The sequence below is a fragment of the Thioclava electrotropha genome, assembly GCF_002085925.2.
Classification (GTDB): domain Bacteria; phylum Pseudomonadota; class Alphaproteobacteria; order Rhodobacterales; family Rhodobacteraceae; genus Thioclava; species Thioclava electrotropha.
Map to the genome: position 1 here is coordinate 819109 of NZ_CP053562.1, position 20691 is coordinate 839799.

A 20691-nucleotide genomic window follows, 5' to 3' on the forward strand; every position below is an offset into this window, starting at 1 on the left:
GCACTCGAAATAAGTCCCGAAGGCCGGAGACAGATATATCATTCCGGGGGTATTCTTGCCTGATCCTCCGAAAGCGCATTTTTTGAGTGCTTCTGGCTGCGAGGTGTCGTTTCAGGATGCCGATCCCATCGGAACGGCGCTATCGCGCTTTCTGCCCAAGGCACACCCGACCCGAAAACTCCCGCTGCGGATGCTCCAGAGTCCTCAGGCACAGCACGGGTTTCATCGGTCTCAGCTCGTTTCCCGAATTTACAAATCGAAGTTTTCAAGAAACTGCCCTAAATACGCCAAAAGCATCGGCGAAGAGTTGCAAGATGTGGTCAGGAGGCGAGACATGGATAATCTGCGGAAGATCGAGGACCTATTGCAACGTCTGAACCGGGTCTGCGATTGGACATTCGCGTTGGGCCTGCATGTTCGCTTTGCTAGTCCGACCCTTAGCTATCTCACCTACCCAAAAGAGTGGGTCGATTACTACACTGAAAAAGAGCTCGTTTTTGTGGATCCGACCGTCCGCTGGGCGATCTCCAATCAGGGCATTTGTGACTGGGAAGATCTCGCCGACGGTGACCAGAGTGACGTGTTCGGCGCCGCCGCGCGTTTCGGATTGCGCTTCGGAAAAGTCATTGCGCTTGGGGAGCTGGACCGCTCGCTCGGTTTCTTTGCCCATCCGTCTCGTCCGATCACGCAGGAGGAGATCGAGCAGGCTCAAACATTGATGCAGGAGCTTCACGATGTGACCCGCGATGCGCTGGACATGTCCGAGGAGGAGCTTGAGGAATTGCGTCAAATTATCGTGCCAGCGTAGCTGGTCGTTTGAAGGCCGGGCACAATACTGTCGGGGCGCGTCGCCCGTCTCGAGCCCGGCGCGGCTATCGTTCTCGTGTCGGTCTGGGCCGGGCAGCGTGCGAACCGTCCGCGCGTTGCCAATAGCTTCCGCCCCCGACCTCTCGTCGGCTTTCACTCCGGCATATGGGCTGACGATCCTCGCAGAGACTGCGTTCTCCCTCAGGTTGCTGTCCCGGCGGCGGTGAGGCTGACGGCGCACAAGTGCTGGCAGGGTGAAAGATCCGCGAAGGGAAAGCGATACCTCAACCGGAAACGGGGTCGGGCGCGACTGCGTTCTCGATAGGGCCGCTCCCTTCGCTCGCAATTGCTTCACGCAAAGGGGAACGGGCGCGACTTCAATGTCGATGCGGAACACGTATCTTTATAAGTGGTCTGGGGGCAGGCGAGCGACCGTCAAATCGAAGTCACCGGGCCGGGAGCCCGCAAGGAATATCAGGAGGTCCCCAATGACGAGCAGGAAGTTTACAAGCGCACTTTCAGGCACCGTTCTCGCTGTGCTGCTCAGTTCGACCGCGGCATCGGCAGGCTTTTTCTCGAGCTTTTCGCCGCCTCGCCAAATCCCCGCGAACGCTCAATTTCAGGATGGCACTTGGACCGGGTCTCCGGTCCGCCAGTATTACGGCTATGTGCAGGTGCAAGCCCATGTGAAAAATGGGAAAATCGCCTCCATCGACATCCTGAGATCGCCGACGGATCGCAGGACGAGCCGCTATATCAACAGCAAGGCCCTGCCGATGCTCGAACGCGAGATCGTCATGGCGCAGAATACCAACGTCTCTTACATTTCCGGCGCAACGCTCACCAGCCAGGCGTTCCTGAATTCGGCAAATGATGCGCTGCTGAAATCGCTGAAATAGTCCGGCCATGACCGTCGAGACGCGGATTATCATGGGAATGCCGATCACGCTCGACATCCCGAATTCAGAGGGCGCAGACATTCACGAAAGGGTGTTCGACGTCTTCAATGACGCCGATAAACGCTTCAGCCCCTTCCGCCCCGACAGCGAAGTTTCGCGCTTCAATTCGGGCGAGATCGACGAACCCGCACTCAGTTCCCAGATGCGCGACGTCCTGAAGATCGCGCATGAGATGCAAGAGATCACCGACGGGTATTTCGACATTAAGCGCGAAGATGGAACCATCGATCCTTCCGGTGTCGTGAAAGGATGGGCGATCCTCGGTGCGGCCCGACTGCTCGAGAGGGACGGGTTCGGGAATTTCTGCATCGACGCGGGCGGAGACATTCAGGTCGGCGGGCGCGATGCGCGCGACAGCGAGTGGTCGATCGGTATTCGCAATCCCTTCGATCCGCGCCAGATCGTCAAGGCGATCGCGCCGAGAGGGCAGGGCGTGGCGACGTCAGGCAACTACGTCCGTGGCGATCATATCTATGACCCGCATGACCGAACCAGCCGCATCGAAGGCCCCGTCAGCATAACCGTGATCGGGCATGACGTTCTCGTCGCGGACCTACACGCCACGGCGGCCTTCGCGATGGGCGACAAGGGCATCTACTACATCGAAGCCCTCGATGGCCTCGAAGCCTACCAAATCCACCAGGATGGAACGGCCGTGCAAACGACCGGTTTCAAGGAGTTTGTCTTCTCATGATGAAACTGATCAGGCGCTCGCTGAATGGCGTCACGATGTATCGATTGATGGTCTATTACCTCGGGGTCCTGTTTCTGGGCGGGGTTGCGGTCGGCATGATGGGAGCGGCCTTCCTCGACCCTGTCGGGCTTGTCGTGTCGCTCGTGCTGTCTGTCGCGAGCGCCTGGGTGACAAACCGGCTTTTCAGCTTTTTTCTGAAGCTGCCGACGAACGCGGAGTCCGTTCATATCACGGCCCTGATCCTCGCGCTCATCATGCCGCCAGCGGATTTCGCCGATCCGATGACACTGGCTGCAATCGTGCTCGCATCGGTCGCCGCGATCGCGTCGAAATTCATCCTGACGCTCGGGCATAAGCACATCTTCAATCCGGTGGCGATCGGCGCGGTCGTCGCAGGGGTAGGGCTCAACACCCCGGCCTTGTGGTGGGTCGGGGGCACGCCTCAGCTGTTGCCTCTGGTGATCCTCGGAGGGCTGCTCGTCGCCTACAAGATCGAACGCCTTGGCATGATCGCAGTCTACATCCTGTCCAACCTTGCCGCCGTTCTGCTGACGACGCCCCCGGGCATGATGGGAATGGCGCTGCAACAGACGCTCCTCTATTCGCCGCTGTTCTTTGCGGGTTTCGCGATGCTGACGGAGCCGTTGACGGCCGCGCATGGGCGCTGGTCGCGGCATGTCTACGCCGCCATCGTCGGGGTTCTGTCTTCCTCGAATATCCATATCGGGACGATGTATTTCTCCCCCGAAATGGCCTTCCTCGTGGCGAATATCTACGCCTGGGCCGCCAGCCCCAAAGGTCGGTTCAAGATGAAGCTGATCGGCGTCGAAGAGATCGCCGCGAACTGCTACGAATTCGTCTTCCAGTCGGACCGCGCGCTGAAATTCCGGGCGGGCCAGTATCTCGATTGGACGCTGGGGCTGTCGGGATCGGACAAGCGCGGCAACCGCAGGCCCTTCACCATCGCCTCCGCGCCCGGGGCCTCAGCCGTGCGGGTCGGCGTCAAGTTCAACCCTCAGGGCAGCGCGTTCAAGCGCGGGCTTTTGCGGATGCAGGAAGGCGACACGATCTATGGCTCGCAGATCGCGGGTACCTTCGTCCTGCCGCGGCAGCGCGAGAAGAAGCTTCTGTTCATCGCGGGCGGGATCGGAATTACCCCGTTTCGCAGCATGATCGCCGACCTCCTCGAACGCGGTGAGAAACGCGATATCGTTCTGGTCTATGCGAACAGGTCAGCCGACGAGATCGCCTATCGAGAGCTTCTGACACGCGCGCGCAACGAATTGGGGATGAAGGTGGTCTACGCGGTGTCCGGAGAACCCGGCTCAGCCATATATGACGATGTTACGCTGGTGCAGGGCCGGATGGACGAGACGAACTTGCGCGAATGCGTTCCCGATCTGGACGAACGGCGCGTTTATGTTTCCGGCGCGAGCACCATGGTCTCCGGATTTCTGAAGATGCTGCGCAAATGTGGTGTCCGTCGCAGATGGATTCACACCGACGCCTTCGCCGGGCTGTGATGGCGGCGGCCTCGTTCTGGAGTGTATGCCGCGCTGTCCTGAAAGCCTCGATGAGAGCGGGATGAGCCGGCGGATGCCGGATCTTCCGGTGCAGATCGGACGGTCACGGGGACGAGCTTGCGCGCAGGGCCATCAGCCCCATGTCGATGGCTCAAGCTGGAAGAGTATCGAAAGCTGTTCATAGACGGCAGGTTCGGCGTGTTTCAGCTCTGCCGGTCGCTCGAAGAAGGCCTCGACCAGAACCGCGAAGAACTCCTCCGGCCCCTCGGCACCGTAGGCGTCTATCACAGTGCGCCGCCCGTGTTTGACGTGCTGAACATGGCGCTCGTAAGCCTCGGAGAATGGCACTGCCCAGCCAGCGAAGCTCTGCTCTTTGCTCAGCACCGGAATGCCGTCCGTGTGACCTGAAAGATCGTCGAGCTGGTGGGCGAACTCATGCAGGACGACGTTGTGGCCGTCATGATCGTTGGAGGCGCCCCACCGGGTGTGCTTCCAAGACAGAACGACCGGACCGCGCGCCCAGCTCTCCCCGGTCCGGATGGTTTCGCGCTCTGTCAGGACATAGCCGCTGCGCTGAGCTTGTCTGGACTTGAAGGCCCCGGGATAGATCAGGATGGTGCGAAGGTGATCGTACCAGCTGTCTGAATTCACGACGAGAAGACAGGCTTGGGCGGCGATGGAGAGCCGCATTTCCTCGGTCACTTCCAAGCCATTGCAGCCGAGGAATTCGACCTGATCCAGAAACAGGCTGATCTTGCCGTCGAGCCGGGCTTGCAGGTCGCTCGGCAGTCTTCGGACCAGCGGAACCTGCTGCTTCACGACGCGACGCTGACGCTCCGGCAGTGCGGTCATCAGCAGTTGGGCTCGCTTGTGCCGCTTGAGCCAGAAGAACGCTCCAACGGCGCCTGCGACAATGACCATGAGGATCAGGAAAATCGGCATTACCGCTGTCCAATCTGGGCTGGTGTATCTGATGGCGTAGATAGTCGCTGAGGACAATGCAACCGGCGCTCTCGTTGCGGCTCTTTATCAGAACGCTCGGCGCCAGAGCTTTCGCGGAGGGACATGAACGCCCGCATTTCTGCAACGCCACTTCTTTGATCGCGCAGAGATGTCGCAGGGGACTTGTTGTGCTCTGCGTCCGTGCCTAACTGTCCAACAGGTATGAGGCAGAGACCTCATGCGATGGAGATTTTATGCAAGAGCCCCGGGCATAAGCCCGTTCCCGATCAAGTGATGCGGGAACGCCAGAACCAAAAGAACACTCACGCGCAACGCTGAGTGCCTCTGTTTCTGCACTCTCATAAAATCGAGACTAATCCCTTGAATATCTCAAAGCACGAACAGCGTGTTTTGCATGAACTCGCCCTTGGCGGAGCAATCCACCATGAAAGAGGCGAGGGCGGCAAGATACGCGCCATCACCTGTTACACGCGCGACGGTTACGTCCTTTCGGACTGCACGCTCGACGTGTTTATGCGCCTGAGAAAACGGCGCTTCATCCGCTCGCAGAACGGCCAGCCTTATCGCGTATCGCGGCAAGGCATCAAAGCCGTGCGCGCACAGCTCAATCAACGATGACAAACCGGAGGAGCATGATCATGCGAACTTCAATCCCCTATGGCGGTCGACGTGCCCATGAAAGGGATCAGGGCGCTCTACGGGCGCATCGGCGACTGGCTCGGCTGATTGTCGGTCGGGCTTGTCGGGCCGTTCGGCTTGGGTGCCGTGATCTTTGGGCGTCGCGCGCGAATCGACTAGGATTTGCATGAAGAGGGGGAGAGACCGATGGGCTTGCGACAGAAGAGAAAAGAACTGGTCGGACTGGTCGGCGCAATCGGCGTGGTGATAGCGATTGCCGGATTTGTCGGCGGCTACCTGAGCCCCGGCGCCACCATCGTCTGGACCTTGGGGGTCTGGATCATCGGCACGATGCTGGTCCGTGTGTTCACCGATCCCCCCGGACCCGGCAAATGAAAGCCATGACCTATCACCGCTACGGCGGGGCCGAGCAGCTGCGGCTTGCGGACCTGCCGGTGCCCGAGCCGGGCAAGGGCCAGCTTCGGCTCCGGGTAAGTGCCTGCGCGGTGAACCTGTCGGATTGGGAATATCTCACGGGTGCGCCGTTCTACGCGCGAATGGTCGGCGGGTATTGGCGGCCGAAGCAACCGGTGCTGGGCTCGGATGTCGTGGGGATCGTCGACAAGCTCGGTCCCGACACCCCCGGCTTCGCGATCGGCGACCGGGTCATGGGGGACGTCGTCATGACCCGCGGCGGCTTCGCCGAATATGTCTGCGTGCCCTCTGAACTGATGGTGAAGGTGCCCGAGAGCCTGTCCGACGCGGTCGCCGCCTGTCTGCCGCAGGCGGGCGGCATCGCCGTCGCCGGGACTGAAAATGTCACGGCAGGGGACAGGCTGCTGATCAACGGGGCCGGGGGTGGTTCGGGCACGATGGCGCTGCAACTGGCGAAGCAGGCGGGGGCCTTCGTGAGCGCGGTCGACAATGGCGGCAAGGTCGACTGGCTGCGCGCGCTCGGTGCCGACGAGGTGATCGACTATCGCGCACAGGACTTTACCGAGACCGGGGCCACCTGGGATCTCATCCTTGACATGGTGGCGACGCGCGGGCCACGCCGCATTGCGAAGGCGCTTGCGCCGGGTGGCATCTACCGGGCGGTCGGCGGCGAGGTCCGCGTGCTCTTGTCGCTCCTGCTCGGTGGGGCGATCTACCGGGGGCGGCACAAGTCGATCGGAATGCTGATGGTGCCCTCGGGGCGCGAACTGACCGCGCGCGTGGCGGCGCTGGCAGAGGCGGGGCGGATCGCGCCGCATCTCGAGGCGGAGCTGCCGCTGGCCGAGCTGCCGGAGGCACTGGCGCGCACCGGTCATGGCGAAGTGAGGGGCAAGATCGTGATCCGCCCGTCCTGATCCGCCCGTCCTGATCCTAGAGGATGTCGATCCTCACGATCCCGGTCTTCTGCCCGGTCTCGACATAGCGGAAGGCCTCGACGATCTCGTCCAGCCGATAGCGCCGGTCGAAGACGCCCCGGAACCGCCCCTCCGCCATCAGCCCGGCGAGGCGTCGCACGAAACCGGGGGCATTCTCGGGAAAGGGGAGCCGCACGCGTTTGCTGCCGGTAAGCGCGCACCAGCCGGAGAGGAACAGGTGCGACCAGCCGGGGCCCAGATCGGTCGCAGTGAAGATGCCGTCGGGCGTCAGCAGCGGGCGGCAGGCGCGCCACGAGGTCTTGCCCACCGCGTCGATGACAAGATCGAAGCGCTCGCCGAGCGCGGTGAAATCCTCGGTCTCGTAATTCACCACCCTGTCGGCCCCCAGGCTCTGCGCCAATTCGAGGTGACGGGTTCCGACGACCGCCGTGACATGCGCCCCGCGCGCCTTGGCAAGCTGAACCGCCGCAGAGCCGATGGCGCCGGAGGCACCGTAGATCAGGCAGCGGGCGCCCTCGGACAGCAGGCTGGTGGTCGCGTCGGCATACCAGGCGCCTTCGCCCACCACAGCCTCGTCGAAGGCGAGATCGCCCGGAATCCGCGCAATCGGTCCGTCGGCGGGCAGGCAGAGATATTGGGCATGGGCGCCGAACCGCTCGGGCGACAGGCCGAAGACCCGCTCCCCGGGCCGGAATGCGCTCACGCCATCGCCCAGGGCGTCGACCACGCCGGCGAAATCCATCCCGAGCGTGGGCATCTTCGGCCGCAAGAGCCCCGTCATCGCCCGCGCGAAGAAGGGATGGCCGCGCAGCGTGGCCGTGTCGGTCCGGTTCACCGTTCCGGCATGCACGCGCACCCGGATTTCACCCGGTGCGGGCGCCGGGATGGGGACCTCGTCCAGCCAAAGCGTGTCAGGCGCTCCATAGCGGTCGCAAAGCACCGCAGTCATCGTTTCCGCGTCGGTCATTTTTCCAGACTATCAGCCGAACGAGGTCCGGCAAGTGACGCTGAACAAGGCGCGCTTCGGAACGTGACGGGTTTCGGCGCGGGGCTCGTCAGGATGTCGCCGCACTCAGCGGCAGCTGTAGGCTGACCTCGAGGCCGGAGTCGCGACCGCTCGGCGGGGATGTCAGCGAGAGCGGGCTACCGATCCGCTCCGCGATGACGGCGACGATGGCGAGGCCCAATCCGCTGCCATCATTCGTGCTGCCGGCGCGCTCGAACCGCGCGGTCAGGCGCGCGAGGGTCTCCTGCGGAATGACAGGCCCGGCATTCGTCACGGTGAAAACGCCTTTCGCAGTCAGGCGCACCGTAACCGGTTCGTCCTGCGCCCCATGCTTCAGCGCGTTCTCGATCAGGTTCCGACACAGGATGCCGAAAGCATCGGGATCGAGATCCGAGATGACAGGCGTCTCCGGCAGCTCCAGAGCGATACGCCCGGGATCGAAGCCGCGCGCGAGGTCTTCGACGATCAGGCGGGCGGCGACCCGCAGGTCCGAGCTGCGCTCAAGCCGCAAAGGCCCGCCTTCCGCGCGGGCGAGTTGCAGCAGACGTTCCGAGAGCCGCGTGAGACGTTTGAGCGTCGCCTCGATATCGGCGGCGCGTGTCTTCGCGACAGGGTCGGTGGTTTCCGCGCTCAGACGCTGTGTCTGCGCGATGGCGCCCGCAAGGGGCGTGCGCAATTCATGCGCGGCGTTGGAGGCGAAGCTTCGCTCGGCCTCGAACCCTTCGCGCAACCGCCCGAGAAGATTGTTGAGCGTGGCGGCGACCGGAGAAATTTCGGTCTGCAGATCGTCGGTCGGAATGGGGGTGAGATCGCGGGCGCTGCGCGCCTCTAGACTGGTTCGGAACCGCCGCATCGGCCCGAGATTGGTCCGCACCGCCAGCACGACCGCCGCGAAGGCGAGCGGGATCACGATCAGCAGAGGCAGACCAAGGCCAAGCTCCACCTCTCGCGCGACCTTCGCACGATGCGCGAGCGGTTCCGCGACGGTGATCCGGATCGTGTCCTGAAGGGCGGCATCGCTATAGAGCCGGTGGGTGGCCGTCTGGCTGAACCCCCGTCCGTCATAGGCGGGGAAGACGGACGGATCGGCCGCATGGGACTGAAGAAGAATGTGCCCCTCCGCGTCCCGCACGATATAGGTGAAGAATTCCTCGTGGTTGCGCAGCCTCGCAAGACGCTGTGTCGTGTTGTTGCCGTCGCGGTTCACGATATCCATGACCGCGAGGGGCAGGATCCTCTGCGCCGTTTCCTGAAGCGTGGAGTCGAAGACCTCGCTCATCTCCTTGCGCACGATCAGCGCGGTGACGGTTGCCGCTGCGATCCACATCAGCGCCAGAACGACCCCGAGCGAAAGCCCCAGACGGGCCTGAAGGCTTCGCGGCAATCTCATGCCTTGCCCAGCCTGTAGCCAAGACCGCGTTCGGTCTCGATCACATGGGCACCGAGTTTCTTGCGCAGGCGGCTGACATGGACCTCGATCGTGTTGCTCTCCACCTCCGCGTCGAAGGCATAGAGTTTCTCTTCGAGCTGGGCTTTGGACAGCAATTGGCCGGGGCGCGAGAGGAACGCCTCGAACAGGGCCCATTCGCGTGCGGTCAGTTGCACGGGCTTGCCGTCGCGCAGGATGCTGCGCGCGGCAAGGTCGATCTCGAGCCCGGCATGGGTCACGATCGGGTTCGGATTGCCGCTGTAGCGTCGCGCGACCGAGCCGATGCGCGCGGAGAGTTCCGCGAGATCGAAGGGCTTCACGAGATAGTCGTCGGCGCCCGCGTTCAGCCCCTCGATCCGGTCCGAGACCTGATCGAGCGCGGTCATGATGATCACGGGGGTCACATCGCCCCGGCTGCGCAGCGACTTCAGAAAGCCGATGCCGCGGCCATCGGGAAGCATGAGATCGAGCAGGACGAGATCATAGCCGGTGCTGCGGACCGACGCACCCGCCTCGTCGAGACGCGTGACCCAGTCCACCGAGTGGCCGTCGCTCGCGATCTGGTCGCGCACCGCGGTGCCCAGAATAGTGTCGTCCTCGATCAGCAGGATGCGCATGTTGGTCCCATCTCTTATCCGTTGCCCTGTCTTCACCTGCCCGGCTGACACCAAGCTGACGTTGCGCGCGATGCGGCTTCAGGTTCCCGTCAGATTGATCGCCCATGAAAGGTGCAGAGTTGGCCACGAACAGGAGTTTGGCCCATGAAGAAGACAGTGACAATTCTCGCCTTTCTCGCGGTGCTTCCGGCTGGAATGGCTCTGGCCGATGATGACTGTTTCGTGCCGATGGCGGATTGGCAGCCGCGCGATGCCGTGGCCCAACTCGCCGAAGAGAACGGCTGGACGGTGCGCCGCATCAAGATCGATGACGGCTGCTACGAGATCGACGGCACCGACGCGCAGGGCCGCCAGCTCGAAGTGACGGTTCATCCTTCGACGCTCCAGATTCTCGAGGTCGAATATGAGGGCGATGAACATGGTCGGTCCCGCGAAGATCGTGAAGGAGACAAACATGACTGAAGCAGCATTTCACGACACGACGAATTCCGGCGGTAGCTCCGGAGGCAAGGTGCGGGTCTGGGATCCGCTGGTGCGGATTTTCCACTGGGGTCTCGTTGCGGCTTTCGCCACGGCTTGGTTCACGGCTGACGAGTTGCAGCCGGTGCATGAGATCGCAGGCTACACCGTCGCCGGGCTGGTCGCATTCCGGCTGATCTGGGGGCTCGTGGGCGGGCGCTATGCCCGGTTCACCCAGTTCCTCAGAGGGCCCGGGCAGACGCTGTCCTATCTTGGCGACATGCTCCGCGGCAAAGAGCGTCGCTATCTCGGCCACAACCCTGCGGGGGCGCTGATGATCGTGGCGCTGCTGATCTCGCTGTCGGGCACCGCCTTTACCGGCTGGCTGATGGCGGAACCCACGCGCGTGGCGATGCTTCCCGCGCTGCCGCAGATCGTGACCCCCGCCTTCGCGGACGAGGATGGCGAATACGGTGAATACGGCGAGGGCGCGGAAGGCGAAGGCAACGAGGCGCTGGAAGAGCTGCACGAGGTTCTCGCCAATCTGGTCCTGCTGCTCGTGGCGCTGCATGTCGCCGGTGTGGTTCTGGCCTCCTTCCGGCATCGCGAAAACCTCGCGCGGTCGATGCTGACCGGCGACAAGCGTGGGCCTGAACCCGGCGATATCGCCTGACGATTCCCTTTCACATCGCCAAGGCCGTTTGTCCCGCGGCCTCACCTGGCCCCGCCCTCACAAGGCGGGGCCTTTTTCCTGACGCGAAGCTGAAGCGGAAACTCTCTGCCCGTCAGGAAGCGCTCAGGTCCGCTGCCCAGATTGTCGCTAGCAGATGAAAAAGGAGACCCTGCCATGCGAAAGATCCTGACCGCACTTCCCCTCATCGCCCTGCTGCCTGCGGGGATGGCTCTGGCCGACGACGACTATGAAAAGTCTTCGCGCGGCGAAGGAATGTCCCGCGACGCGGTGATGCAGATCGCGCGCGAGAACGGCTGGACTGTCCACGAAATCGAGATGGAAGACGGCCGATACGAGATCGAGGGCCGCGACCGCGACGGGCGGAAAATCGAAGCCAAGCTCGATCCGGCGACGCAGCGCCTCATCACGTCGGACTATGACGACGATGACGAGGACGACGATGATGACGACTACGGCGCATCGGCGCGCAACCCGGCCCCCGCCGGCACGGTCGCCCCGCCGAAAAACGGTCTCTTCGGTGACGGTGCTCCGCCCAAGGTTCAGGTGAACTGAGCCGCCGCCGCATTCCTCCCCAGAACAAGGATTCCCGAAATGAAATCTCTTCTCGCAACATTGGCGCTGAGCACGGCGCTGACTATTCCCGCGCTCGCATCCGCGCAGCCCGTCACGCTCAAGACCACGCTGAACAACTACGGCGGCGACGGCGCTTATCTCGCGCTCTATGTCACCGACCCGTCGGGCGCCTATGCGGGCAGCCTCTGGATGGCGGGCGGCAAGTCCAAATATTACGAGCATCTCCGCGACTGGTATCGCGCGACCGGCGGCGATCCGACGCAGATCAACGGCATCACCGGCGCAAGCGTAGGCGCAGGCCGGACGCTCGAGATCACGCTCGATCTTGCGGATGCGCTCTTCGATGCGGGTTACACGCTGCATATCGACGCCGCGGTCGAGGACATGCGCGACAGCCCCAACGAGGTCGCCGTGCCGCTCACGACCGAGGGCGCGGGCACGCCGGTTCCGGGGCGTCGCTACGTCTCCGATTTCACCTACGACATGTGAGGTGACAGGCCATGATCCGCGCGTTTCATCGCTGGCCGGGGCTGATTGCCCTGGCGCTTGTCACGGTGCTGGCGCTCAGTGGCGCGGTGCTCGCGGTCTTTCCGGTTGCGGAGCGGATCGCGGCACCGCAGGCAGGGGCGGAGCTCAGCGTTGCGACCCTCGCTGAGCGCATCCAGACGATCTATCCGGGTCTCGAACAAATCCGGCGCGCACCGTCGGGGCGGATCACGGCCTATTGGTTCGAAGCCGGACAGCCCGGCGCGGCGGTGATAGATCCCACCACGGGGCGTGGCGTCGCATCGGCTGACCCGAATGCCTTTCAGCGTTGGCTGACCAACCTTCACCGCTCCCTCTTTCTCGGCGATCCGGGCCGCGTTGCAAGCGCGCTGGGCTCCGTCGCGATGCTGGTGCTCTCGGTCTCCGGCGCCCTGCTCGTCGCGCGGCGTGTCGGCGGCTGGCGGAACTGGTTCTCGCGTTTGCGCGGGCCGCTCGCCGGGCGGCTCCACGTCGAGATCGCGCGCGTCGCGGTGATCGGCCTGCTTCTCTCCTCCGCCACGTCTCTGTGGATGACGGCCTCGACCTTCGAGCTGATCCCCGATGGCGGGCCCTCGCTCGGCATCCCCGCCGAGGTGAGCGGCCAAACTGACGTGCCGCTTGCCGGTCTCGCGATGCTCGGCGACACGCCGGTCAAGGAACTGCGGAGCCTGAGTTTTCCCTATGACGGCGATGCCACCGATGTTTTCACGCTGAAGACCGATCGCGGCACCGGCTATCTCGATCAGGGCACCGGCGACGTACTCGCCTGGGCGGACCTGACCGCATGGCAACGCATCTCGGAAACCATCTACATGCTGCATACGGGGCAGGGCGCTGCGCTGCTTGGCGCGGTGCTGGGTCTCATGGCGCTGGGCGTGCCGGTGATGGGGCTCACCGGCCTGATCATTTGGCTGGCCGGACGGCGCGGTCGCCCGCGCATCCGGGCCAACCAACCAGCCGCGCGGGCGGAGACGATCCTCCTCGTCGGCAGCGAGAGCGGCAGCACCTGGGGTTTTGCCGCGACCCTGCACGCGGCGCTCCGGGCTGCGGGCCAGAGTGTTCATATCGCGCCGATGTCCTCCTTCGCCCCCGAGCGCTACGCCCGGGCCGATCGGATCATCGTGCTCGCGGCCACTTATGGCGACGGGGCGGAGCCCAGCTCCGCCAAAGGCTTTCTGACGAAACTCGACGCCTGCTCCGATGTGCTGGATATCCCGATTGCCGTGCTCGGTTTCGGGGACCGGAGTTTCCCTGCCTATTGCGCCTATGCCCAGACGATTGCCGACACCGTGGAGGCGAAAGGGTGGCCGGTTCTTCTGCCCTATGACACGATCGACCGTCAGTCGCCGCAGGCCTTCGCGCGCTGGGGGCAGGCGCTGGGCGCAGTGCTCGGGATCGTGCTCGATCTGCATCACCAACCGACGCCCCCTGCCACGACCGAACTCACGCTCCAGTCGCGGCGCGATTATGGGGCGGACGTGCAGGCGCCGACGTCGATCCTGCGCTTTTCCCTGCCGCGCGCCACGTTCTGGCAGCGCCTGACGGGGGCTGGCTTCACGCGGTTTGCCGCAGGAGATCTGATCGGGATCCTGCCGGAAGGGGCGCCGACACCGCGCCTCTATTCGCTCGCGTCGTCACGCCGCGACGGGTTTCTGGAGATCGTGGTCAAGAAACATCCCGGCGGGTTGTGTTCGGGTCAACTGACGGCGCTCGAGCCGGGCGAGAGCGTCCGCGCCTTCGTTCGACGCAACCCCGCCTTCCGGCCGGACCGTTCGCGCGCGCCGCTGATCCTGATCGGCGCGGGCACGGGGATCGGCCCTCTGGTGGGCTTCGTGCGCGAAAACGAGCAACGGCGCCCGATCCACCTCTTCTTCGGGATGCGCGATCCGCAAAGCGATTTCCTCTATGCGCAGGAGATCGGCGGGTGGAAGGACGAAGGCCGTCTGTCGCGGCTCGTGACCTCGGTCTCGCGCGGCCAGCGACCGCGCTATGTTCAGGATGCGATGCGCGCCGATGCCCCCGAACTTGTCCGGCTCGTGCAGAGCGGTGCGCGGATCATGGTGTGCGGCGGGCGGGACATGGCGGCGGGTGTCGCAGAGGCTCTGCATGACATCCTCGCCGCGTCGGGCCTGAGTGCGACCAAACTGAAAACGGAGGGCCGTTATGTCGAAGACATCTTCTGATCTGCTGCGCCACGCTTTGCACGGCGCGACCATGGGCACCCGCTGGACCGCCCTGTTCTTCGCACCGCCCGAGCGCGACCCCGCGCCGATCCAAGCCGCGCTTCAGGCGGCGGTTGCGGCAGTGGATGCGCAGATGTCCACCTGGAAACCGGACAGCGACCTGATGCGGCTCAACGCGGCTGCGGAAGGCGAGTGGGTGAAGGTGCCCGGGTGTTTGGCCGAAGTGCTCCGTCTCGGGCTGGAGATCGGCAAAGCCTCGGGCGGTGCGTTCGATATCGGGCTCGGAGATGCGGTCACGGCTTGGGGCTTCGGTCCCGACGATGCGACTCCCGAGGCGATCCGCGCCGCGATGAGTGTGTCGCGGCAGCCCGCATATCAATGGCTCGAGCTCGACCATGACAGCGTGCGCAAGAGCGGCCCCGTGGTGCTGGACCTGAACGGGATCGCGAAAGGCTACGGCGTGGATCGCCTTGCCGAGACGCTGGCCGCGCAGGGGATCGAGGCCGGTCTTGTCGGGATCGACGGCGAAATGCGGGCCGTGGGGCTCAGGCCCGATGGCAGCCCGTGGACGATCGCGGTCGAGAGCCCCGATCCGCTGCGTCGCACGCCGCATTCGATCCTCGCGCTCGAGAACGCATCGGTCGCGACCTCCGGCGATTATCGGCACTGGATCGACCTCGGCGCGCGCAGGCTCTCGCATACGATGGATCGTTCGCGTGGTGCGCCCTTGCTGGCATCGCCCGCCTCCGTGACGGTGGTCGCGCGCAGTTGCGCCGAGGCCGATGGCTGGGCCACCGCGCTCATGGTGCTTGGCCCGGACAAGGGGTTGGAGGTTGCTAGGAAACGCGGCCTCGACGCCCTGTTCCTGATGCGCGAGGACGACGGGTGCGTGAAAAGCTTCGGGACAGGCGATCTGTTTCCCGAGAGCGTCGCGGCGGCGGTCTAGGCCACGTCGCTTGGGCGTCGGCGCACCTATTCTCGAATGATCTCCGCGCCAGCCGCCCCGGCCGGATCGATCTGGCTGGCGGCGTTGAAGAACAGTTCGATCAACTCGTTCCTTTCGTCCTTCAGGGCGAACACGACCTCGTCCACCGTTGACCGAATGTCGCGGATCAGCAGCCTGCGCACCGTATCGGTTCGGTAAGTGCCAAAGCGCCACATGAAGCCGACGCCGATCCCCAAGGCCACCGCCTCATAGACGGCGTCGCGGGTGTCGGCGATCAGCTGCGGCTCGGGGGACAGGCCGGTCGCACGGAAGGCGCGGTCGACGACCTTCTGGGTCGAGGACCCCTGCGAGCGGAAGATCAGCGGCAGCCGCGCCAGTTCTTCGAGGGTGACCTCGTCGCGCAATCCGGTCGGGCTGTCGGCGGAGACGATCCCCACCACCTCCTGCGACAGCACCCGCGCGGTGCGGAACCGGCGATCGTTCGGCAGATCGGGCAGCACCGCGACATCGACCTCGCGCCGCAGCAGGGCCGCGAGAATGTCCTGATGCGAGCCGCTTTCCACCGAGACCGTCAGCGAGGGGTGCTGGCGCAGGAGCTGGTGGACAATCGCGATGCCCGGCATGGAATTGCCCAGACCGACGCGCAGCCTGCGCCTGCCGGTCGGGCCCCGGCGTTCGAGAATGCGCAACGCGTCATGCTCGGCCTCGCGCATCCGGGCGCCGATGTCGCAAAGCTGCTCGCACAGGGGCGTGGCACACAGGGTTCCGTTGAGCTTGTCGAACAGCCGCACGCCGAAGGCTCTCTCGAGATCGCGAATCTGCTGCGCGACTGCGGAATGCGACACCCCCAATCGGCGCGCAGCAGCCGAAAAAGAGCCCTCCTCGGCGACCGCAGTCACCGAGCGCAGGCGGGAAAGCGACAGGGCGCTCGCCAAAGATCCAACCGAAGCTTTCATCATCCGACGGCTTAGCTTGCAGATGTAACATCCACGTCACAGAAACTCGTCAAACCGTGAGCAGTCCGGGGCGACGCCCCATCACCGCATGAACAGACGCGCATCGCGCGAACGGGGCCGAGGCCCCGAACGGAGAGGATTTGCCCATGACCCAGCCTGTCGGATTGTCCGAGTTCCTGTCAGGGCCGCTCCCCGAACGTGCTGCGGTTCTGGCCGATCTCGATGGCTGTCTGATCGCTGGGGACCGCGTGCTGCCCGGCGTGCCCGAGCTGATCGAGCGTTGCGGCGAGCGGCTTTGGGTCGTCTCGAACAATTCCACCGACACTGCCGAGCACCTCTCGGCCCGGCTCGGCATGATGGGGCTCGCGGTAGCTGCCGAGCGCATGGTGCTGGCGGGGGAGGAAACGCTCCGCAATCTGCAGCGCCGTCGCCCCGGCGCGCGGGTCGCACTTTTTGCCGCGCCGCCGCTTGTCACGCTGGCGCGCAAGCTGGGACTTGTGCCCGACCGGGCGCAGCCCGAGCTGGTGCTTCTGGCGCGCGACACCGGTTTCAGCTTCGCCGACCTGACGGAACTCACCGCGATGGCCGCACGGGGCCTGCCCGTGCTCCTGAGCAATCCCGACACGTTCCATCCCGGCCCTGACGGCACGCCCCGACCCGAGACCGGCGCCCTGTGGGCCGCGGCACGCGCCGCAGTGCCCGCCGCGACGGCGTCGAGCCTCGCCAAGCCCGCCCCCGATCTGGTTCACGCCGCGCTGTCGCGCGCCGGGGTCGCGCCGGGTGCGGCGGTCTTCCTTGGCGACACGCCCGAAACAGATGGCCGCGCGGCTGCCGCCGCCGGGGTCGAGTTCGTCCTGCTCGCCCGGCCGGGCGGCGTGACCCTCGCCCAGGAGATCGTGACATGCTGAGCTACACCCTGCGCACCCTCGTCCGGATGGCGCTGACCTTCTTCGTCATCGTCACGCTCGTGTTCTTCGCCACGCGCCTGTCGGGGAACGCCATCGATTTCCTCGCGGGCGAGGGCATGACCCAAGAAGACCGCGAGATCCTGATCCGCTATTACGAGCTCGACCGATCGCTCTGGGACCAGTATTTCGCCTTCCTGCGCGCCTTCCTCGACGGGAATTTCGGCCTGTCCTTCATCGAGCGCCGACCGGTCATCCAGATCGTGGCGGAGCGGTTGTGGCCCTCGGCGCAGCTTCTCTTGTCGGCGATCGGGCTCACGCTCGTCGTGTCGCTCCCGCTGGGCATGATCGCCGCGATCTGGCGCAAGCACTGGCTGGGCAGCGCGGCGATGGTCGTGGCCTTCCTCGGCTACGCGGTGCCGAACTTCATCCTCGCCGTGGTGATGGTCTTGGTCTTCGCCTACTGGCTGAACTGGCTGCCGGTGGTGGGCAATGGAACGCCCTTGCATTTCATCATGCCGACGCTGGCGATGTCGGGCGTGCTGATCGCGGCGCTCACGCGCTTTACCCGCAACGCCATGCTCGACGTGCTGGGGCAGGACTTCATGCGCACCGCCCGCGCCAAGGGCCTGCCCGAGCGTGCGGTGATCTTGCGCCACGGATTGCGCAACGCCTCGATCACGCTGCTGTCGGTGATCGGTCTTCAGATCGCGGGGCTCGCCGCCTCCGGTTCGGTGGTGGTGGAATCGATCTTCGCCTGGCCCGGCATCGGCGACCTGCTCGTCTCCTCGGCGATCCGGCGCGACTACCCGGTGCTCCAGTTCGGGGTCATCACCGTCGCCATCGCCGTCATCCTCATCAACGCCGCCATCGACCTTGCCTATGCCTGGGCCGATCCGCGCCTGCGCCATCAACTCAAAGGGTGATCCGATGACCATGGCCCTCAACACTCCCGCGCCTTCGGCCCTTCACCGCCTTTGGACCGGCACCAACGTGATCCAGAAAGTCGCCTTCGCGGTCGGGCTGGCCCTCTTGCTCATGGCTTTCCTCGGCCCGCTGATCGCGCCGCATGATCCCAATGCGCAGAGCCTGCTCTCGCGGTTGCGCCCGCCGATCGGCTTCGACCGGGCGAAGGTCGCCTATCCGCTGGGTACGGACGAGCTGGGCCGCGATGTCCTGTCGCGCAGCCTGCACGGTCTGCGCCTGACGCTGATGCTGGCGATCCTCGGCGCGCTGCTGGGCCTTCTCGTCGGCGGGCTGCTCGGTCTGCTGGCAGGCGTGGTCGGCGGACGCACCGATGCCGCGATCATGTCGGCGGTCGACACCCAGATCGCGGTGCCTTTCACGCTGATCGCGCTGTTCACGTTGGCGATCTTCGGCAGCTCGCTTCAGGTGATGGTCATCGTCCTCGGCCTCGCCGGCTGGGAGCAATATGCCCGGATCGTGCGCGGCGACGTGCGCCGCCTGATGCATCTGCCGTTCATCGAGGCCGCCCGTGCCGCAGGCGCCAGTCCGCGGCGGATCGCCTTCACCCACCTGCTGCCCAATATCGTCTCGCCGCTGGTGGTCCAGTTCACGCTGTCGCTGTCGAATATCGTGCTCCTTGAAAGCACGCTGTCCTTCCTCGGCCTCGGCGTGCAGCCGCCCACCGCGACGCTTGGTTCGATGGTCGGCATCGGTCGCGACTACATGCCGACCGCCCCCTGGATCGTCATCGTCCCCGCCGCGCTGATCGTGTTGCTGACCTTCGCCGTCCAGGTGGTCGGTGACTGGTTACGCGACAGCGTCGACGTGCGCCTGCGCGCACGCTGACACCCCGCAACAAGAACAGAAGGCCGCAAGCGCCCGTCGTCAAACCCTGCAATGGAGATACCAATGCTCAGACTGCTCGTTTCCACCGCTCTTGCCGCCGGCATCGCTGCCTCTGCCGTCACCGGGGCTCAGGCCCGCGAACTGAAAGTCGGCGCTGCCAACGTCGCCAAATATCTCGATCCCGGCCGCGACCACTCGAATGTCGGCTCGCAGTTCTACTACAACACCTTCGACACGCTGATCGACAAGGATCACGAGAAGATCGGCGGCGAATGGCGCCCCGGTCTGGCGACCGAATGGAACCTCGTTTCGCCCAAGGTCATGGAGTTCAAGCTCCGTCAGGGCGTGACCTTCCAGAACGGCGAAGCGATGACCGCCGATGACGTGGTCTTCTCGCTCAACCGCATGTATCAGGCCACGTTCCCGCCCTACATGGTGCGCTCGAAGGACCGTCTGAACAACTTCGAGAAAGCCGAGAAGGTCGACGATTACACCGTCCGCATCACCGTGAAGCGCGAAGAGCCGCTTTGGGAAACGCTCGTGAACCTGCAGCAGGTCATGATCATCCCCGAAGACTACACCAAGGGCCTGACCGGCGATCCGAACGTGGCCGAGGACAGCGATTACGAAGCCTTTTCGATGGCTCCGGTCGGCACCGGCCCCTATGCGATCAGCGAGTTCAGCCCCGGCGAGCGCGTGGTCTATACCCGCTTCGACAACTTCTGGGGCGACAAGGCGCCGCTGGAAAAGGTCTCCGTGATCCATATCCCGGAAACCGCCTCGCGGATCACCGCGCTGAAGACCGGCGAAGTGGATATGATCACCAATGTCGCGCCCGACCAGCTGTCGCTGATCGAGGCCGACCCGAGCATCAAGGCCGCGGGCAGCGTCACGCCGCTGTTCCACGTCATGATCATGAACACCAACCATCCCAAGCTGCGCGACCCGCGCATCCGTCAGGCGCTCAGCCTCGCGATCGACCGCGACGCGCTGAACGAGGCGCTGTGGCTGGGCAAGGCCGTCGTTCCCTCGACCCACACGATGAAGGAATACGGCGATCTCTACATGCCGGAGCTGAAGACCTTCGAGTACAATCCCGAGAAAGCCCGCGAACTGCTGAAGGAAGCTGGCTATGACGGGTTCGAGATCACCTATGACACCGACCCGGTCTATTACACCAACGGCCTTCTGGCCGCGCAGGCCATCGTCGAGATGTGGGCGCAGGTCGGCATCAAGGGCAAGGTGAATGTTGCCGAGAAATGGACCGGCAACAGCAAGGACATGATGACCCGCAACTGGTCGAACCCGATGTATTTCGCGGACCCCTTCGGCTCGTTCGGCGTCATGTGGGCCCCGGATGCGGCCTCGGAATCGGAAGGCCGATTCACCACCGACGAAGCCTATCGCAAGACCTGGGACAAGTTCCGCTTCTCCAAGGATGTCGCGGATCGTCGCGCCGCCTATGCCGAGCTGATGGATCGCATCAAGCAGGACCCGCCGGTGCTGCCGCTCTATCGCCCCTATGAGAGCTGGGCGATGCGCAAGGATATCGCCTGGGCGCCGAAGCCGGGCCACATCCCCTATGTGCTCGATTTCCGCGCCGGGGCGATCTCCTTCGCCTCCAACTAACGCTCCCCGCCCGTCGCCGCTTA

General features: G+C 64.5%; 22 protein-coding genes. 17 read left to right on the forward strand and 5 right to left on the reverse strand.

Features of this window, described 5'->3' with window-relative positions:
• The first annotated feature begins 55 nt into the window (after positions 1 to 55).
• From AKL02_RS04105 to AKL02_RS04120, 4 genes are all read left to right on the forward strand, one after another.
• Positions 56 to 808 carry an autoinducer binding domain-containing protein gene (locus AKL02_RS04105; protein WP_133051977.1) on the forward strand — a complete coding sequence of 251 codons (753 nt, stop codon included), beginning with the start codon at positions 56 to 58 and terminating at the stop codon, positions 806 to 808.
• 487 nt (positions 809 to 1295) lie between these two features.
• Positions 1296 to 1706 carry an FMN-binding protein gene (locus tag AKL02_RS04110; RefSeq protein WP_165757002.1) on the forward strand — a complete coding sequence of 137 codons (411 nt, stop codon included), beginning with the start codon at positions 1296 to 1298 and terminating at the stop codon, positions 1704 to 1706.
• Positions 1707 to 1713: 7 nt separating this feature from the next.
• A complete protein-coding gene (locus AKL02_RS04115) occupies positions 1714 to 2460 on the forward strand; it encodes an FAD:protein FMN transferase (RefSeq protein WP_083078649.1) in 747 nt (248 codons plus the stop codon).
• Complete coding sequence (locus AKL02_RS04120) at positions 2457 to 3983, forward strand: ferredoxin--NADP reductase (protein ID WP_083078652.1); 1527 nt, start codon at positions 2457 to 2459, stop codon at positions 3981 to 3983. The genes AKL02_RS04115 and AKL02_RS04120 overlap by 4 nt, the downstream gene beginning before the upstream one ends.
• A 132-nt stretch (positions 3984 to 4115) precedes the next feature.
• Here AKL02_RS04120 and AKL02_RS04125 read toward each other — a convergent pair whose 3' ends face one another.
• Positions 4116 to 4925: a M90 family metallopeptidase gene (locus AKL02_RS04125; protein WP_083078654.1), complete on the reverse strand. Its 810-nt coding sequence runs from the start codon at positions 4923 to 4925 to the stop codon at positions 4116 to 4118.
• 381 nt (positions 4926 to 5306) lie between these two features.
• Here AKL02_RS04125 and AKL02_RS04130 point away from each other — a divergent pair, with 381 nt between their 5' ends.
• The 3 genes from AKL02_RS04130 (at position 5307) to AKL02_RS04140 (ending at position 6913) form a co-directional block, all read left to right on the forward strand.
• On the forward strand, positions 5307 to 5564 hold the full coding sequence (locus tag AKL02_RS04130) for a YjhX family toxin (protein ID WP_078519961.1): 258 nt from the start codon (positions 5307 to 5309) through the stop codon (positions 5562 to 5564).
• Positions 5565 to 5771: 207 nt separating this feature from the next.
• Positions 5772 to 5960 (forward strand): hypothetical protein, encoded by a 189-nt coding sequence (locus AKL02_RS04135; protein WP_083078657.1) that lies wholly within the window; start codon positions 5772 to 5774, stop codon positions 5958 to 5960.
• Entirely contained in the window at positions 5957 to 6913 is a 957-nt protein-coding gene (locus tag AKL02_RS04140; protein WP_083078659.1) for an NAD(P)-dependent alcohol dehydrogenase, read from the forward strand. The genes AKL02_RS04135 and AKL02_RS04140 overlap by 4 nt, the downstream gene beginning before the upstream one ends.
• 16 nt (positions 6914 to 6929) lie before the next feature.
• Here AKL02_RS04140 and AKL02_RS04145 read toward each other — a convergent pair whose 3' ends face one another.
• The 3 genes from AKL02_RS04145 to AKL02_RS04155 form a co-directional block, all read right to left on the reverse strand.
• Positions 6930 to 7901, reverse strand: a complete 972-nt coding sequence (locus tag AKL02_RS04145) for an NAD(P)-dependent alcohol dehydrogenase (RefSeq protein ID WP_232621713.1) — start codon at positions 7899 to 7901, stop codon at positions 6930 to 6932.
• A gap of 88 nt (positions 7902 to 7989) precedes the next feature.
• Positions 7990 to 9330: an ATP-binding protein gene (locus AKL02_RS04150; protein ID WP_083078662.1), complete on the reverse strand. Its 1341-nt coding sequence runs from the start codon at positions 9328 to 9330 to the stop codon at positions 7990 to 7992.
• Positions 9327 to 9986, reverse strand: a complete 660-nt coding sequence (locus tag AKL02_RS04155; RefSeq protein ID WP_083078664.1) for a response regulator transcription factor — start codon at positions 9984 to 9986, stop codon at positions 9327 to 9329. The genes AKL02_RS04150 and AKL02_RS04155 overlap by 4 nt, the downstream gene beginning before the upstream one ends.
• A gap of 144 nt (positions 9987 to 10130) precedes the next feature.
• Here AKL02_RS04155 and AKL02_RS04160 point away from each other — a divergent pair, with 144 nt between their 5' ends.
• From AKL02_RS04160 to AKL02_RS04185, 6 genes are all read left to right on the forward strand, one after another.
• The gene (locus tag AKL02_RS04160) at positions 10131 to 10448 is read left to right on the forward strand and encodes a PepSY domain-containing protein (RefSeq protein ID WP_078599689.1); all 318 of its coding nucleotides are present in this window, start codon (positions 10131 to 10133) and stop codon (positions 10446 to 10448) included.
• Positions 10441 to 11118, forward strand: a complete 678-nt coding sequence (locus tag AKL02_RS04165; protein ID WP_083078667.1) for a cytochrome b/b6 domain-containing protein — start codon at positions 10441 to 10443, stop codon at positions 11116 to 11118. Before AKL02_RS04160 ends, AKL02_RS04165 begins: the two co-directional genes overlap by 8 nt.
• Before the next feature lie 174 nt (positions 11119 to 11292).
• The gene (locus AKL02_RS04170) at positions 11293 to 11691 is read left to right on the forward strand and encodes a PepSY domain-containing protein (RefSeq protein ID WP_083078669.1); all 399 of its coding nucleotides are present in this window, start codon (positions 11293 to 11295) and stop codon (positions 11689 to 11691) included.
• Between the two features lie 39 nt (positions 11692 to 11730).
• The gene (locus AKL02_RS04175; RefSeq protein WP_083078672.1) at positions 11731 to 12201 is read left to right on the forward strand and encodes a DUF2271 domain-containing protein; all 471 of its coding nucleotides are present in this window, start codon (positions 11731 to 11733) and stop codon (positions 12199 to 12201) included.
• A gap of 11 nt (positions 12202 to 12212) precedes the next feature.
• The gene (locus tag AKL02_RS04180; RefSeq protein ID WP_083078675.1) at positions 12213 to 14420 is read left to right on the forward strand and encodes a PepSY domain-containing protein; all 2208 of its coding nucleotides are present in this window, start codon (positions 12213 to 12215) and stop codon (positions 14418 to 14420) included.
• Positions 14401 to 15366, forward strand: coding sequence for an FAD:protein FMN transferase (locus AKL02_RS04185; RefSeq protein WP_083078677.1), 966 nt, complete (start codon positions 14401 to 14403; stop codon positions 15364 to 15366). Before AKL02_RS04180 ends, AKL02_RS04185 begins: the two co-directional genes overlap by 20 nt.
• 26 nt (positions 15367 to 15392) lie before the next feature.
• On the opposite strand, the gene AKL02_RS04190 is transcribed toward AKL02_RS04185, so the two are convergent.
• Positions 15393 to 16301 (reverse strand): LysR family transcriptional regulator, encoded by a 909-nt coding sequence (locus AKL02_RS04190; RefSeq protein WP_232621714.1) that lies wholly within the window; start codon positions 16299 to 16301, stop codon positions 15393 to 15395.
• A 167-nt stretch (positions 16302 to 16468) separates the two neighbouring features.
• Between AKL02_RS04190 and AKL02_RS04195 the strand changes: the two genes are divergently transcribed.
• The 4 genes from AKL02_RS04195 to AKL02_RS04210 all read left to right on the forward strand — a co-directional run bounded on the left by AKL02_RS04195 (position 16469) and on the right by AKL02_RS04210 (position 20668).
• Positions 16469 to 17230: an HAD-IIA family hydrolase gene (locus AKL02_RS04195; RefSeq protein WP_078599680.1), complete on the forward strand. Its 762-nt coding sequence runs from the start codon at positions 16469 to 16471 to the stop codon at positions 17228 to 17230.
• Complete coding sequence (locus AKL02_RS04200; RefSeq protein ID WP_078539987.1) at positions 17224 to 18153, forward strand: ABC transporter permease; 930 nt, start codon at positions 17224 to 17226, stop codon at positions 18151 to 18153. The genes AKL02_RS04195 and AKL02_RS04200 overlap by 7 nt, the downstream gene beginning before the upstream one ends.
• Positions 18154 to 18157: 4 nt before the next feature.
• Positions 18158 to 19039, forward strand: coding sequence for an ABC transporter permease (locus AKL02_RS04205; RefSeq protein WP_083078680.1), 882 nt, complete (start codon positions 18158 to 18160; stop codon positions 19037 to 19039).
• 63 nt (positions 19040 to 19102) lie between these two features.
• Positions 19103 to 20668, forward strand: a complete 1566-nt coding sequence (locus AKL02_RS04210; protein WP_083078683.1) for an ABC transporter substrate-binding protein — start codon at positions 19103 to 19105, stop codon at positions 20666 to 20668.
• Positions 20669 to 20691: the final 23 nt, after the last annotated feature.

Coding starts and splice junctions, on each gene's coding strand:
- AKL02_RS04110 (WP_165757002.1), top strand. CDS start 1,296: ATGACGAGCAGGAAGTTTACAAGCGCACTTTCAGGCACCGTTCTCGCT.
- AKL02_RS04155 (WP_083078664.1), bottom strand. CDS start 9,986: ATGCGCATCCTGCTGATCGAGGACGACACTATTCTGGGCACCGCGGTG.
- AKL02_RS04175 (WP_083078672.1), top strand. CDS start 11,731: ATGAAATCTCTTCTCGCAACATTGGCGCTGAGCACGGCGCTGACTATT.
- AKL02_RS04185 (WP_083078677.1), top strand. CDS start 14,401: ATGTCGAAGACATCTTCTGATCTGCTGCGCCACGCTTTGCACGGCGCG.
- AKL02_RS04150 (WP_083078662.1), bottom strand. CDS start 9,330: ATGAGATTGCCGCGAAGCCTTCAGGCCCGTCTGGGGCTTTCGCTCGGG.
- AKL02_RS04125 (WP_083078654.1), bottom strand. CDS start 4,925: ATGCCGATTTTCCTGATCCTCATGGTCATTGTCGCAGGCGCCGTTGGA.
- AKL02_RS04205 (WP_083078680.1), top strand. CDS start 18,158: ATGACCATGGCCCTCAACACTCCCGCGCCTTCGGCCCTTCACCGCCTT.
- AKL02_RS04200 (WP_078539987.1), top strand. CDS start 17,224: ATGCTGAGCTACACCCTGCGCACCCTCGTCCGGATGGCGCTGACCTTC.
- AKL02_RS04165 (WP_083078667.1), top strand. CDS start 10,441: ATGACTGAAGCAGCATTTCACGACACGACGAATTCCGGCGGTAGCTCC.
- AKL02_RS04115 (WP_083078649.1), top strand. CDS start 1,714: ATGACCGTCGAGACGCGGATTATCATGGGAATGCCGATCACGCTCGAC.
- AKL02_RS04140 (WP_083078659.1), top strand. CDS start 5,957: ATGAAAGCCATGACCTATCACCGCTACGGCGGGGCCGAGCAGCTGCGG.
- AKL02_RS04180 (WP_083078675.1), top strand. CDS start 12,213: ATGATCCGCGCGTTTCATCGCTGGCCGGGGCTGATTGCCCTGGCGCTT.
- AKL02_RS04195 (WP_078599680.1), top strand. CDS start 16,469: ATGACCCAGCCTGTCGGATTGTCCGAGTTCCTGTCAGGGCCGCTCCCC.
- AKL02_RS04120 (WP_083078652.1), top strand. CDS start 2,457: ATGATGAAACTGATCAGGCGCTCGCTGAATGGCGTCACGATGTATCGA.
- AKL02_RS04170 (WP_083078669.1), top strand. CDS start 11,293: ATGCGAAAGATCCTGACCGCACTTCCCCTCATCGCCCTGCTGCCTGCG.
- AKL02_RS04210 (WP_083078683.1), top strand. CDS start 19,103: ATGCTCAGACTGCTCGTTTCCACCGCTCTTGCCGCCGGCATCGCTGCC.
- AKL02_RS04145 (WP_232621713.1), bottom strand. CDS start 7,901: ATGACCGACGCGGAAACGATGACTGCGGTGCTTTGCGACCGCTATGGA.
- AKL02_RS04135 (WP_083078657.1), top strand. CDS start 5,772: ATGGGCTTGCGACAGAAGAGAAAAGAACTGGTCGGACTGGTCGGCGCA.
- AKL02_RS04160 (WP_078599689.1), top strand. CDS start 10,131: ATGAAGAAGACAGTGACAATTCTCGCCTTTCTCGCGGTGCTTCCGGCT.